The sequence below is a fragment of the Larkinella soli genome (genome assembly GCF_003703975.1).
GTDB lineage: Bacteria > Bacteroidota > Bacteroidia > Cytophagales > Spirosomataceae > Larkinella > Larkinella soli.
In genome coordinates this window covers 167,023-180,577 of the sequence record NZ_QTJY01000002.1, presented here as the reverse complement: position 1 = coordinate 180,577, position 13,555 = coordinate 167,023, and the positions used below count along the sequence as shown (strand labels likewise).

Annotated in this window: 10 protein-coding genes; 4 read left to right on the top strand and 6 right to left on the bottom strand. The window is 59.2% G+C overall.

Annotated elements, in window-relative coordinates; all coding sequences use genetic code 11:
- The first annotated feature begins 100 nt into the window (after window positions 1–100).
- Window positions 101–3,103, top strand: coding sequence for a PD-(D/E)XK nuclease family protein (locus tag DX909_RS06990; RefSeq protein ID WP_229310973.1), 3,003 nt, complete (start codon window positions 101–103; stop codon window positions 3,101–3,103).
- Window positions 3,104–3,125: 22 nt separating this feature from the next.
- On the opposite strand, the gene DX909_RS06985 is transcribed toward DX909_RS06990, so the two are convergent.
- On the bottom strand, window positions 3,126–3,542 hold the full coding sequence (locus tag DX909_RS06985; RefSeq protein WP_128544434.1) for a DUF1801 domain-containing protein: 417 nt from the start codon (window positions 3,540–3,542) through the stop codon (window positions 3,126–3,128).
- A gap of 152 nt (window positions 3,543–3,694) precedes the next feature.
- Between DX909_RS06985 and DX909_RS06980 the strand changes: the two genes are divergently transcribed.
- A complete protein-coding gene (locus tag DX909_RS06980) occupies window positions 3,695–4,837 on the top strand; it encodes an efflux RND transporter periplasmic adaptor subunit (protein WP_310589837.1) in 1,143 nt (380 codons plus the stop codon).
- A gap of 31 nt (window positions 4,838–4,868) precedes the next feature.
- The gene (locus tag DX909_RS06975; RefSeq protein WP_128544432.1) at window positions 4,869–7,988 is read left to right on the top strand and encodes an efflux RND transporter permease subunit; all 3,120 of its coding nucleotides are present in this window, start codon (window positions 4,869–4,871) and stop codon (window positions 7,986–7,988) included.
- Between the two features lie 64 nt (window positions 7,989–8,052).
- Here DX909_RS06975 and DX909_RS06970 read toward each other — a convergent pair whose 3' ends face one another.
- From DX909_RS06970 to DX909_RS06950, 5 genes are all read right to left on the bottom strand, one after another.
- Window positions 8,053–8,778 carry a hypothetical protein gene (locus DX909_RS06970; protein ID WP_128544431.1) on the bottom strand — a complete coding sequence of 242 codons (726 nt, stop codon included), beginning with the start codon at window positions 8,776–8,778 and terminating at the stop codon, window positions 8,053–8,055.
- A gap of 165 nt (window positions 8,779–8,943) precedes the next feature.
- A complete protein-coding gene (locus DX909_RS06965; RefSeq protein ID WP_128544430.1) occupies window positions 8,944–9,459 on the bottom strand; it encodes a putative immunity protein in 516 nt (171 codons plus the stop codon).
- 230 nt (window positions 9,460–9,689) lie between these two features.
- A complete protein-coding gene (locus DX909_RS06960) occupies window positions 9,690–10,049 on the bottom strand; it encodes a glyoxalase superfamily protein (protein ID WP_128544429.1) in 360 nt (119 codons plus the stop codon).
- Between the two features lie 38 nt (window positions 10,050–10,087).
- The gene (locus DX909_RS06955) at window positions 10,088–11,398 is read right to left on the bottom strand and encodes a PQQ-dependent sugar dehydrogenase (RefSeq protein ID WP_128544428.1); all 1,311 of its coding nucleotides are present in this window, start codon (window positions 11,396–11,398) and stop codon (window positions 10,088–10,090) included.
- Window positions 11,399–11,461: 63 nt separating this feature from the next.
- Window positions 11,462–12,448 carry an alpha/beta hydrolase gene (locus DX909_RS06950; RefSeq protein WP_128544427.1) on the bottom strand — a complete coding sequence of 329 codons (987 nt, stop codon included), beginning with the start codon at window positions 12,446–12,448 and terminating at the stop codon, window positions 11,462–11,464.
- 80 nt (window positions 12,449–12,528) lie between these two features.
- Here DX909_RS06950 and DX909_RS06945 point away from each other — a divergent pair, with 80 nt between their 5' ends.
- On the top strand, window positions 12,529–13,524 hold the full coding sequence (locus DX909_RS06945; protein WP_128544426.1) for a sugar phosphate isomerase/epimerase family protein: 996 nt from the start codon (window positions 12,529–12,531) through the stop codon (window positions 13,522–13,524).
- Window positions 13,525–13,555 lie beyond the last annotated feature (31 nt).

Sequence of the window (13,555 nt, the reverse complement as noted above, 5' to 3'; positions counted from 1 at the left end):
TTATTTTGAAAAGGCGGCCATAACTGAGATATTCGCATAGGAACTGCGAATACGTCCGACCGTTCGGACCTTCGCGCCCCCTTTGTCCAGCAAATCGTGAATGCAATCATTTCTTGAACAGGCCGCAGCCCAGGTTTTCCGGCGCCACGGAACGCGCATGGAGGACGTATGGGTGGTCCTGCCGACCCGCCGGGCCGTTTCGTTTTTCCAGCATCACCTCAGCCGGCACGCCGATACCCCGTTTCTTTCTCCCAACGTCGTCGCCGTCGACGACTTCATCACCCAGAGTGCGGGCGTTCAGCTCATCGACCCCGTCAGCCTGCTTTTCGAGTTGTATGAGGTCTTCCGCGAGATCGACCCCAACCTGGAATTCAGCCGTTTTCTGAACTGGGCCAGCATTCTGCTCAACGATTTCGACCGCATCGACCAGTATCTGATTTCGCCTTCGGAACTGTTCAGCTACATGACGGCCGCCAAAGCCCTCGAACGCTGGAAACTCGAACTGCCCGACGGGCGGGCCGCCCGGCTGGAAACCAGCGGGACCCAGCGGTATTTTCGCCTGTTTGAAAATCTCCAGACTGCCTACCAGGCACTGCACGACCGCCTGCTGTCCAAAGGCTGGGCCTACCGGGGCATGGCCTACCGGATGCTGGCCGATCAGGTGGAGGAGAAAGTGCGCGACAATCCCGTCTACGAGTACCTCTATTTTGCGGGTTTCAACGCCCTCAGCCGGTCGGAGGAAAAGATCGTCCGGAACCTGGTCAAAGCCGGCAAGGCCGAAATGCTGTGGGATACCGACGTCTACTATATGGACTCCAAACGGCAGGAAGCCGGCCGGATGCTCCGAAAATACCGGGAGGAAGGCTGGTCAGGCCCCTGGAACCTGATCGAGAACCACCTGACCCACAGTCCGAAGCACATCCAGATCATCGGCGTACCGAACGCCAGCATGCAGGCCAAAGTAGCCGGGCATCTCTACCAGCAGTGGAAAGCGGCCGTTCCCGCCGAAACCGGGGGCGCCGGAATCGGTCCCGAAACCGACCCTTCGGCAGCCGTCGCCGATACGGCCCTGGTGCTGGGCGACGAAACGCTGCTGCTGCCGGTTCTGTATTCACTGGGCGGTTCGAACACCGACCTGAACGTGACGATGGGCCTCTCCCTCCGGAATTCCCTCCTGTTCACGCTGGTGGATGCGCTGTTCGAGATGCAGCGAACGGTGGCGGCTTTTGCCCGGAAGGATGGAAGCGGCACGGTGTATATTCCGAAATACAACCACCGGCACGTGACCAAAGTCCTGAGCCACCCCTTCATCCGGCAGTATGAGGAAACCTGCCTGAATACCCCCGGCGTGCCGAATGAGCGGCTCGTTCGGAAAACGCTCGAAACCATCCGGACCGACCACCTGGTCTACCTCGACGAAAAGCAGCTGCTCGAAGCCGGCAACCACTGCGAATTGTTTCGGGTGCTGTTCAAACGCTGGCCCGACGATAAGCCGCTGGCCGTCATTCACCAGTTCTACGCCCTCATCGACCTGCTGAAAGAGGTGTATCTCCAGAAACAGGACGCCATCGAAACCGAATACCTGTACCTGTTCCAGAACCTGCTCCGGCAACTGGAAACCACTCTGGAACGCGACGGCCGCAACGAGCTGGTCGACATCCGAAGCCTGAAACAGTTCCTCTACGAGCTGATCCGGCAGACCAGTATTCCGTTCGAGAGCGAAGGCACCAGTGCCCTCCAGGTGATGGGGATGCTCGAAACCCGGGCGCTCGACTTCGAGCGGCTGATCATCCTGTCGGTCAACGAGGGCGTGCTGCCCCAGGCCCGCCGGCTGAATTCCCTCATCCCGTTCGATGCCTGCATGGCCGTGGGCCTGCCGACCTACCAGGATCAGGAGTCGGTGATGTCGTACCACTTTTACCGGCTGCTCCAGCGGGCGAAGCAGGTCGCGTTGCTCTATGTCACCTCCGCCGATGCCTACGGCACCAGCAAGGGCGAGAAAAGCCGGTATATTCTCCAGCTCGAACACGAACTCAGCCGGGTGCCCGGCAGTCAGGTGACGGTCAGCTACCCGATGGTGCGTTTCGGGCGGCTCGAAGAAGACCGGCTGCCGGCGCTCGATTTCGAGAACCTTCGTATCCCGAAAAGCGAGGCCATCCTGCATCAGTTGAAGGAACGGCTTTCGGGCCGGCTGCTGGCCGAGGGCCGGGTCGTGGGCGGGCTGTATCCGACCAATCTGAACAATTACGTCAGCTGTTCGCTGAAATACTACTTCAGCCAGGTCATCAAAATGCGGGATGAGGAGGTGTCGGACGACATGGATGCCGCCGAGTTCGGCGACTGGGTCCACCGGACGCTCGAGCAGCTCGACCAGCAATACCGCATGAAAGGCCGGCCGGTGACGAAGGAGGTGGTTATCAACGAGTTGAAGGCTCAATATCAGGAGCTTTTCCGCAACCGGGTAACCGAGTCGGGCATGAACCTGCTCATGTACCGCATCGCCGAAGACCTCATGGTGCGGTTCAACGACCTTCAGATCGAGCGCTATAACGGCCATCTGGAGGTCCTGCAGACCGAGGAGGAGTGGGACACGACCCTGGACGTGGACACGGCCATCGGGCCGCTCCGCATCCGGATCGCCGGCAAGATCGACCGCGTCGAGCGGCTGCACCGGTCCGACGGCACGGTGCTGATCCGGGTGGCCGACTACAAAACCGGCAAGGTGGAAGCCCGCGACGCCGAAGCCCGCACGACCGACATTCTGCTGAGTGACCCCATGAAGGAGAAGGCCCGCCAGCTTTGGGTGTATCAGTATCTGGTGTATAAGAAGATGCTGCGCGAAAACGGGCTGCGGTTCGGGGAGGAGTGGATACCGGGTGCGAGCCTGAAGGTGGTCGCCGGCTTTTACTCGTTCCGGAATCTGGAAGGCGGTTTCATCGAAAACAACCTGCACCTGGGCAGCCCGGAGGAATATGTGGCTCAGACCGAAAGCCATCTGAAACGGCTGATTGCCGAACTGTTCGATCCGGAAAGCCCGTTCCGGAAGACCGACGACCGGAAGGTGTGTGAACGATGTGATTACCGCAAGCTGTGCGGGCGGTAATCACATCGCTCCCTGCGGCAGGTCAGGCCGTGGGCGGGTTCGGAGATTCTCCCCCTTTCGGTCGGGACAACAAACCGCCCGGTTTTTCGCGGGAGGTCTGATTCAGCAGAATGGCCTGATGCAGCAGTTCACGGATCAGCTTCTCGTCGAGGCTGCCCGTCCGGACGGCGATGGACCGCACCGTTTTCCGGCCCCGGGCTTCCAGTACGCCCTGCTCGTCGGCCAGCTCGAACCCCCTCAGGAAGCACAGGTCGATGCCGCCTTCCGGGGTCCGGAGCGGATTCAGGTAACACAGATCGCCTTTATAGGTGTAAAACGGTATCCCCCATTTGATCTTCTGCTGAATCTTCGGGCCGGTGTCCAGGATTAATCGATGTAATTCGGCCAACAGGCGACTGTTTTCGGGCGTCTGTCGATTAATGTACTCTTCGACTGTCATTGGCTTTTGGAACGGAACATTTTGGATGCTAAGTTAGTTGAAATTTTGGACTCCTGACAGTAGTCAAAACGTCTGGCCGGCTTTCTCCACGGGGGCAACACCGCTCCCGGTACAACGTGAATATTTCAGTGAAAAGATGGATTTCAATTGGTTTGGTAGTACTCGTACTGGGTGCCCTTATTTATTATAATAAGTTCCGGCAGCCTGAAGGCGTTGGGCCCGGCGGACGGGGGGGCGGTGCGCCTTCCGGTCAGGCCGGCGGAGGCCGTGGGGGGCCGGGTGGACCCGGCGGGGGAGGCCCTGCCTCCGTGAACGCCTATGTCGTTTCTGCCCAGAACCTGAAAGACGAAGTAGTAGCCAGCGGTTCTCTGTTAGCCGCCGAGCAGGTTGATATTTACCCCGAGATTTCCGGACGGATCGTTCAGATGAACATTCGCGAAGGCCAGCCGGTGTCGCAGGGAACGCTGCTGGTCAAAATCTATGACGGAGACCTTCAGGCCCAGCTTCAGAAACTCCGGGTCGTGGAGGAAAACAACCGCCGGATCGAGGAACGGAACAAGCAGCTGCTCCAGCGCGGTGGGATCAGCCAGCAGGAATATGACATCATCGTCACCAACCTGAAAGGGGCCCTGGCCGACATCGAAGTGACGAAGGCCGCCCTGCGCAAAACCGAAATCCGGGCTCCTTTTTCGGGAACGATCGGTCTTCGGAACGTCAGCCTGGGGGCCGTCGTGAGTCCGACGACGCTGATTGCCCGGCTTCAGCAGACCAGCTCCATGAAGCTGGATTTTTCCATTCCCGAGAAATACGGTCCGAATGTAAAACTGGGCAGTACCATTTCGTTCCAGATCGACGGATCGGATAAACTATTCAACGGGGCCGTGTATGCCATCGAGCCGGGTGTGGAAGAAGCCACCCGGAACCTGCGCATCCGTGCCCGGGTGAACAACAACTCCTCGGCGCTGCGCCCCGGCACGTTCGCCAAAGTGAATCTGGTTTTCAGTAACCAGAAGGCCCTGGTGGTGCCGACGCAATCGGTCATTCCGCAGGCGCGGGGCAGCCAGGTGGTCGTCATCGAAAACGGGAAAGCGGTATTTACGGACGTCAAAATCGGCATTCGTAATGCCAACGTCGTGGAGATCACCGGCGGGCTTCAGTCGGGCGATACCGTCGCGACCACGGGTCTGATCTTTCTGCGGCCGGATGCTCCGGTCAAAGTGGCCAAGCTTGACAAGTTGCCCGTGCAGTCGTCTTCAGTGGCCTCGGCATCGGATAACAGCGTCACCATGAAATAAAGTAATAGGTAAGTAAACCATTAACCAGTCCATGAGCCTACCATCGTTAAGTCTCAAGCGCCCGGTGTTCGCAATGGTAATGTCGATCATCATCGTACTATTCGGGGTGATCGGTTTTACTTTTCTGGGCGTTCGCGAGTACCCGGCCGTAGACCCTCCGATCATTTCGGTCCGCACGAGTTACACCGGCGCCAACCCGGACATCATCGAATCCCAGATTACCGAGCCGATCGAGAAGTCGCTCAACAGTATCGAGGGCATCCGGACCATTTCGTCGAACAGCGCGCTCGGCTCCAGCAACATTACCGTCGAGTTCGAACTGGGCGCCGACCTGGAACGGGCCGCCAACGACGTGCGGGACAAGGTGTCGCAGGCCCAGCGTCAGCTGCCGCAGGATATCGACGCTCCTCCGGTCGTGACGAAGGCCGACGCCAACTCCGACCCGATCATCTTCATGCCGATCCAGAGTACGACCCGGAACCCGATGCAACTGTCGGATTATGCGGAAAACGTGCTTCAGGAGCGGCTGCAGACTATTCCCGGCGTCAGCCAGGTCATGATCTTCGGTCTGAAGCGGTACGCCATGCGGCTCTGGATCGACCCGCTGAAGCTGTCGGCCTACCGCCTGACGGCTCAGGACATTCAGGAGGCCCTCACCCGCCAGAATGTGGAACTTCCCGGCGGAAAAATCTACGGGAACAATACCGAGCTGACGGTGAAAGCCGCCGGGCGTCTGTTCAGTGAGGAGGATTTCAACAACCTCATCCTGCGTCAGACCAACGACCAGATCGTTCGGTTCAAGGACGTCGGCTATGCCGTTCTGGGGCCGGAGAATGAGGAAACCTCGGCGAAGCAGAACAATGCCTCCGGGGCCATTATCGTCCTGGTTCCGCAGCCGGGCGCCAACTACGTCGATATCTCCAACGAATACAATAAACGGCTGGCCGAGATCCGCCGGGATTTGCCGCCGGACATCAAGATTCTGAACGGCATCGACCGGACGACCTTCATCCGGAAGTCGATCGAGGAAGTGGCCGAAACCATTCTGATCGCCTTCGTGCTGGTCGTGCTGGTCATCTACCTGTTCTTCCGCGACTGGCTGATTTCGATCCGGCCGCTGATCGACATTCCGGTATCGCTGATCGGTGCGTTCTTCATCATGTATGTGGCCGACTTCAGTATCAACGTGCTGACCCTGCTCGGGATCGTACTGGCCACCGGTCTGGTCGTCGACGACGGGATCGTGGTCACGGAAAACATCTTCAAAAAGATCGAGCAGGGGCTGGACCCCAAGCGGGCGGCCAAGGAAGGTTCGGAAGAAATTTTCTTTGCCGTCATCTCGACCTCCATCACCCTGGCGGTCGTGTTCCTGCCGGTAATCTTCCTTCAGGGGTTCACGGGCCGGCTTTTCCGCGAGTTCGGGATCGTCGTGGCCGGATCGGTGTTGATATCGGCTTTCGTCTCCCTGACCCTGACCCCCGTACTGAGTGTCAAACTTGTCAGTAAAGACCACGGCAAGGGATCCTGGTTCTACCGAAAGACCGAACCGTTCTATCAGTGGCTGGATAATTCCTACCGCAGTTCGCTGACCCGGTTCATGCGCCAGCGTCGGTGGGCCTTCGGGCTGATCGCGATCTGTATCGCGATGATCTTCGGTATCGGCTCTACGCTCAAATCCGAGCTGGCTCCGATGGAAGACCGCAGCCGTATCCGGATTCCGATTACGGCACCCGAAGGGACGAGTTATGAAGCGATGTCCCGCATTACGGAACGGGTCAACCAGTTCGTTCTGGATTCCATTCCGGAAATCAGCTTTACCTTCAGCGTCATTGCTCCCGGTATGTCGGGAGCCGGGGCGGTCAACTCTGGATTCGTGGCGCTCAACCTGGTCGATCCGGGCGAGCGTGAGCGTTCCCAGCAGGACATCACCGATTATCTGAGCCGGAAGCTGAGAACCTTCTCGGAAGCCCGCATGAACGCCACCCAGGAGCAGACCATTCAGGTCGGCCGGGGCGGGGGCGGTTTGCCGGTGCAGTTCGTCATCCAGAACCTGAACTTCCAGCGGCTTCAGGAACGGCTGCCGAAGTTTATGGACGAGGTCCAGAAAGATCCGACCTTCCAGGGCTTCGACGTCGACCTGAAATTCAATAAGCCGGAGCTGAACCTCACCATCGACCGCGAAAAGGCGACGAATCTCGGCGTGTCGGTGCAGGATGTGGCCCAGACCCTCCAGCTGGCCCTCAGCAACCGGCGTCTGGCCTACTTCCTGATGAACGGCAAGCAATATCAGGTGATTGGGCAGGTATCGCGCGACGACCGCGACGAGCCGGTGGACCTGGCTTCGTTCTATGTCCGCAACAACGTGGGGGCGCTGGTCCAGCTCGACAACCTCGTCCGGTTTTCCGAAGTGTCCAGTCCTCCGCAGGTTTATCACTATAACCGCTTCAAATCGGCAACGGTATCGGCCGGTCTGGCACCGGGTAAAACCATCGGCGACGGCGTCGACGCCATGCGGGCCATTGCCGCCCGGACGCTGGACGATACGTTCCAGACGGCGCTTTCCGGTCCTTCACGTGACTTTGCCGAAAGCTCGTCGAACACGCTGTTCGCCTTCGTGCTGGCGCTGGTGCTGATCTATCTGATTCTGGCGGCACAGTTTGAAAGCTTTACCGATCCGTTCATCATCATGATTACCGTGCCGCTGGCCATCGCCGGGGCGGTGTTGTCGCTCTGGCTGTTCAACCAGACGCTCAACATCTTCTCCCAGATCGGGATCATCATGCTGATTGGTCTGGTGACCAAGAACGGGATTCTGATCGTGGAATTTGCGAACGAGAAACGCAAGGAGGGCATGAGCAAACTGGATGCGGCCATCGAGGCTTCCGCGCTGCGTCTGCGCCCGATCCTGATGACCAGCCTCGTGACGGCCTTCGGTGCTCTTCCGATCGCCATGGGTCTTGGGGCGGCCGCCAAAAGCCGGATTCCGCTGGGGGTCGTCATCGTAGGCGGTATTCTTTTCTCTCTGGTGCTGACGCTCTTCGTCATTCCGGCGATGTACTCGTTCATGTCCCGCTTCAAAGCTGTCGATACGTCGATGTACGAGGATCAGCCCCAGCAGACGGAAGACCGGAAGCTGGTCGAAGAATTGTAACTTATTGGAAATAAAAAAGAAGCCCCGGCCGAAAACCGGGGCTTCTTTTTTGGCTTCGGACCGGTCAGTTGGGCTGCTTGCGGGTGATGAACACCTCTTCCAGATCATACCGCCGGCCGTCGGAGAAGCCTTCGTCGTACCGGAAGCTGATCATCGGGCGAGCCGGGTTGGCGTAAGCCAGTCCGGAGCCGAGCAGCACCGGCACGTCGTTGGCAATCAGGTTGCCTCCGCTTTTCAGGATGCTGACGTTGAGTCGATTCGTGCTTAAATTAACCGTGAAAAAGACCGTATGCGATACGCCCGTGGGGAGGGTTCCGAGGACCTGCGGGGGTGTGGAGCCGTCGAAGGACCGCATCAGCGAAACCTGTCCGTCGCTCCGGATGAACATACGCGCGATCATGCCCGCCGAGCCGTCCGTTACGTCGACCGTCAACCCGCCCCCGGCACCCTGAAGGGTCGCGGTATAGAAATACCAGATCGTCTGCACAAAATCCGTCGAGGTGCCCCGGAACCCCACCCACTGATTCTGGGCGTTCAGGCCGGAGGCCGGCGACTGGCTGAACTGGAGCGCTTTCTGACCGGGCGAAGCCGAAGCCGCCACCCGTAACCGGGGTTCAAGCTGGGAACTGTAGGTGATCTCATCCCCTGCCGGATCGCCGGGCAGGGTTTTATTCGGCAGGCTGCCGACGGAATCGCTTTCAAATTTGGACGTCAGGATGGCCGAGCTTCGGCACGAACTCAGAAGAAAACAACCGAGAACACAATAGGCGAAAAAACGGATCGTCTGCATGATGAAAGAGGTTTGTTTTCATCAAATGTAGGCAGCCGAGCCACCCGGAAACAGCGTATTCCTACCGGTTTTGCCGACCGTTCACGAATGCGTAAAAACCACGGTTTCTATGGGTATTGCTCCCGGGAGGCCGGAAGAAGCGGAAGGTGTTTTTCTGACGGTACGTCAACAATTGAATACGAACCAGCACAGGTGGTTTCTTAAACGCTGGTCGTCAAGGACGAGGTCGCGGATGGCTTCCGGGAGCCGGTCCCGCTGCCATTGGCATTCTTGCCGTCCCGCTTCTTCCTTTTCGTTCTCCGCAACGGACTCGCTAATCGCCCGGATGGCATAGGCGGCCGCACCCAGTTCATGGGCGGCCACATGGGCCACCGCCACCGCCTGTCCGGCTGAGAGGGCGGCAAACCGGGCAGCATCCGGCAATCCTTTTGCAGCCGAATTGGCGGTGAAAGCCGCCTGGTGAGCCTGTTTCATCGGGATCTCTCCCCTTACCCAGGCCCGTGTCAATTCGATGGCCTGGCGGGGTCGCCGGTCGTCCGGACTGACCTGCTCGAACAGGGGCAGTACGTGTTCGGCGCACTCGGCCGCCCACAAGGCAAGTAAGTGATGATGGGGATCCGTTAAAGTGCCGCCCCGCCGGAGGGTGATGAAGCGGTGATCTCTTTCTTTCGGAAGAAGCATGGCCTGTTCTTTTTGTGCCTATTCCGGCATCCGACAGCAAAGGAAGCCGTTTTCCGGATTGGAAAAAACGGACGAATCTCCCGGAGGCCGTTCGGGGCAATGTCTTCGGGTACGGCTTCCGGGACTTTACCCGCATCCCAAACAACTCTATAAAAGGAGCTTATCCAGCAAAGGAAAGCCAGGGAGAACAGCATCAGGGCACAACGCATGAGATGCATATTAGGACGGCCTCATTTCCGTCGGAAAAACTCCAGACGGTTGCCGAACGGGTCGATCACCTGCATGGTCAGGGCGCCCCAGAAGGCATCTTCCAGCCCCGGACGCATGTATTTGTATCGCTTGTCGAGCAGCTCCCGGTGGTAGTTCTCCAGTTCAGGATATTCCACGAGCATTTTTACGCCCGGAACGCCGTCGCCGTGGTGTTCGGAGAGGTGCAGTCGAAGGTCACTTTTCGAAATCTCCATATACACCGGAGTATTGTCTTCGAACCGGTGTTCCCAATCGATCCTGAAACCCAGCCAGTTGACATAGAAGTCGACGGCCTTGTCATAATCGAAAATACGGAGGATGGGCGTAATGGCCTGTGGCATGGAGAGGGGGCCACGGGGTCGGGCGTGGCCCCGTGAAGTTAAGGATTTGCGCTGACTCGCCAAACCCGCCCGCCGGCATCGTCGGCCACCAGCAGCGACCCGTCCGGCAGCACCGTCACCCCGACCGGCCGGCCGTGAACATCCTTGTCGTTGATGAGGAAGCCGGTCAGGAAATCCTCCGGCGGCCCGGAAGGCCGGCCATTCCTGAAGGGAACAAATACCACCTTATAGCCGGCCAGGGCCGAGCGGTTCCAGGAGCCCCGCTGGCCGACAAAAGCCCCATGGCGGTATTTGGCCGGGAAGGCTTCCCGGTCATAGAAGGTGAGACCCAGCGAGGCCGTGTGGGCACCCAGCGCTACGTCCGGCACCACGGACTTTTTCACCAGATCGGGGCGTTCGCCCTTCCGGCGGGGGTCTTCGTTCTGGCCGAAATAGGCGTAGGGCCAGCCGTAAAACGCGCCTTCCTTCACGCTGGTGATGTAATCCGGCACCAGGTCGTCGCCCAGGTCGTCGCGTTCGTTGACGGCCGTCCAGAGCGTATTGGAACCCGGCTGCCAGTCCATTCCGACGGGGTTGCGGAGGCCGCCCGCATAAATTCGCTCGCCCGACCCGTCGGGGTTGAACTCCAGGATGGCGGCCCGCCGTTTTTCGTATTCGATGCCGTTCTCGGCCACGTTGCTGCCCGACCCCACCGACACGTAGATTTTCGCGCCGTCGGGGCGGGCGATCAGGTTGCGGGTCCAGTGGTTGTTGTAACCCCCGGCGGGGAGGCTGAGGATTTTCTGTCCGGGCGCCGAAAGCTTCGTCCGGCCCGGTTCATAGGGGTATTTCAGCACGCCGTCGGTATTGGCGACATAGAAAGAATTGCCGAGCACGAGCATGCCGAAGGGCTGGTTCAGGCCGGTCAGGAAGGTTTCGCGGAGGTCCGGGCGGCCGTCCTTGTCGGTATCCCGGAACAGCGTGATGCGGTTGGCGCTTTTCCCACCGGTTTCCGAATTGGCCTTGCCGCTGACCACCGCCTGCACCTTTTTGATGCCTTTGCGCTCCGTCTGGGATTCGACCACCAGCACGTCGCCGTTCGGGGTCACATACGTCCATCGGGGATTTTTGAGGTCACGGGCAAATTCGGTGACCGTGAAACCGGCGGGGGCGACGGGCTTCTGGCCCTCTTCCCATCCGACCACGTTACTGAACCGGGACTTGCCTTCGGAGGGTTCGGGCAGGTCGGGGGCGGTGGGGGAGTTGGTGGTTTCGGCGGAAGTGGTTTCTTCGGCGTTTCGGTTCTGGCCGCAGGCCGCCATCAGCCCGATAAGCAGCGGAGCCGCCAGGGCCATCGAAATTTTTTTCATGGTTGAGCAGGTTGAGCAATCAGTACGTCAACCTGCTGTCGAACGGCTTTGTTCGGGAGCGCTTCAGCGAAGGCTGACCATCGGTTCGACGGCCTCGGTCAGGGGAGCGGCTTTCAGGAAGCCGCCGATGGTTTCCTTCCATTTAGCACCCTCGCGCACGCAATAGGATTCATGGCCGGAGTTTTCGAAGACGACCAACTGCTTCTGGGAGGACACCAGATTCGCAAAAATCTCCTCCGTTTCGTCGCGCAGCACCCGGGGGTCTTTGGCCCCCCAGTTCAGCAGGACCGGCATCGACAGGCTCCGGGCGTATTCGGCAGGCTGAAAACCGAACGACCACATACTGCGCTCCAGTCCGCCCCACACCATCAGTAGTTCCGAAACCGGGTGGGGCGGCACATGCATCGAGCGCAGGCGGCCCTCGACGGCATCGTAGAGGGAGGCAAACGGGCATTCCAGGATGACGCGCGTCGGTTTGAGGTTGAATTCGGGTACGGCTTTCAGGATGGTAGCCGCCCCCATCGACACGCCCCAGAGGATGATGTTCTTTTCATGGCTCCGCTCCACAAAGGTGTAGGCCGCCTTGAGGTCGCTGGTTTCATCGTAGCCGATGGTGCAGATGTTGCCGCCACTGTTGCCGTGCGCCCGAAAATCGAACGACAGCGTGTTGAACCCCAGCTGATGGAAATATTCGGTTTCGGGCAGGATGTTGGAACGGGTCTGGGCGTGGCCGTGGCAGAGAATGACGGTGCCCCGCGGGTTTTCGGCTGGGATGAACCAGGCTTCCAGACGCTGGCCCAGTTCATTCGTCAGTTTAACGGTTTCAAACGGAACGGTCGGTTTTGCCCCGACGACCGGCTTAAGGAACTTCATACCGAACAAAGCGCCTTCGATTTTCTCCCCGGTCGAATATTCCGACGCCTTCCGCGTCCTGATCAGATTCGGATTATCGTAAAAATAGGTAAAACGGTAAGCCTGGAAAGCCAGAATTATGTTTAATAAGACAAACAGAACCAGCAGGATATTCAGCGCACGGCGGACAATCTTCATGATTGCTCTGAAAATGGTTAGTTGTAACAAACATACATCTTTTTGTAATTGCACGTTCAGTTTCAAACCACCTGACCCCTATGTCTTCCGTACCCTTTCGGCGTCGAGATGTGATCAAAGGCCTGATGGCCGCCGGCCTGACCGCCGGGCTGCCCCAATCCGGCATCGCCGGTGACACCCGGTTCCGACCGGCCGACGCCTTTCCGTCCGCCGATCCGACGGACGGGTTCAGCATTCATATTTTTTCCAAGCTGCTGCACTTTCTGAACCCCACCGAACTGGCGGCCGTGTCGGCCGACCTGGGTTTCGACGGGGTGGACCTGACGGTGCGGCCGGGCGGGCACGTCGAACCGGAGCGCGTCCGCGAGGACCTGCCGAAGGTGGTGGAGGTTCTCCATAAAAAGAATCAGCAAGTGCTGATGATGACTACCGCGCTCACCGGAGCCGACGACCCGGCCGCCCGCCCGACCCTGGAAACCGCCCGGAAGCTGAGCATCCGGTATTACCGGACCGGCTGGTTGAAATACCCCGAAAACCAGCCGATCCGGTCGGCCTTGCAGCAATACCGCCGGCAACTGGGCGGTTTGGCGAAGTTAAATCAGGAATTCGGGCTGCTGGGCGGGTATCAGAACCACGCAGGTACTAACTTTGGCTCCTCGGTCTGGGACCTGGCCGGCGTCCTTCAGGAAATCGACAGCCCGAATCTGGGGTGCCAGTACGACATCCGGCACGCGACGGTCGAGGGCGGAACCTCCTGGCCGACCGGGTTGCGGATCATTCAGCCGTATGTGCGGTCGGTGGCGGTCAAGGACATGATCTGGGAAAAGACCGACGGGCGCTGGCGGGCGGTGAGCGTACCGCTGGGGCAGGGAATGGTCGACTTTCCGGGGTATTTCGCGATGCTGAAGCAGTTTAACCTCCGGGTGCCGATCTCGCTTCACCTGGAATACCCGCTCGGGGGCGCCGATCAGGGAAGCCGCACGATCACCGTTCCCAAAGAAAAGGTCTTCCAGGCCATGGCGAGCGATCTGAAAACGTTAAAAGCCATGCTGAGGACGGCGGGTCTGGCCGGATAAGGCCGTATCCTGCTCCATCAAACAAAGAAAC

What these genes read in the sequence shown, in the direction of transcription:
- DX909_RS06990 (WP_229310973.1), top strand. Translation starts at nt 101, where the DNA reads ATGCAATCATTTCTTGAACAGGCCGCAGCCCAGGTTTTCCGGCGCCAC.
- DX909_RS06985 (WP_128544434.1), bottom strand. Translation starts at nt 3,542, where the DNA reads ATGACAGTCGAAGAGTACATTAATCGACAGACGCCCGAAAACAGTCGC.
- DX909_RS06975 (WP_128544432.1), top strand. Translation starts at nt 4,869, where the DNA reads ATGAGCCTACCATCGTTAAGTCTCAAGCGCCCGGTGTTCGCAATGGTA.
- DX909_RS06970 (WP_128544431.1), bottom strand. Translation starts at nt 8,778, where the DNA reads ATGCAGACGATCCGTTTTTTCGCCTATTGTGTTCTCGGTTGTTTTCTT.
- DX909_RS06965 (WP_128544430.1), bottom strand. Translation starts at nt 9,459, where the DNA reads ATGCTTCTTCCGAAAGAAAGAGATCACCGCTTCATCACCCTCCGGCGG.
- DX909_RS06960 (WP_128544429.1), bottom strand. Translation starts at nt 10,049, where the DNA reads ATGCCACAGGCCATTACGCCCATCCTCCGTATTTTCGATTATGACAAG.
- DX909_RS06955 (WP_128544428.1), bottom strand. Translation starts at nt 11,398, where the DNA reads ATGAAAAAAATTTCGATGGCCCTGGCGGCTCCGCTGCTTATCGGGCTG.
- DX909_RS06950 (WP_128544427.1), bottom strand. Translation starts at nt 12,448, where the DNA reads ATGAAGATTGTCCGCCGTGCGCTGAATATCCTGCTGGTTCTGTTTGTC.
- DX909_RS06945 (WP_128544426.1), top strand. Translation starts at nt 12,529, where the DNA reads ATGTCTTCCGTACCCTTTCGGCGTCGAGATGTGATCAAAGGCCTGATG.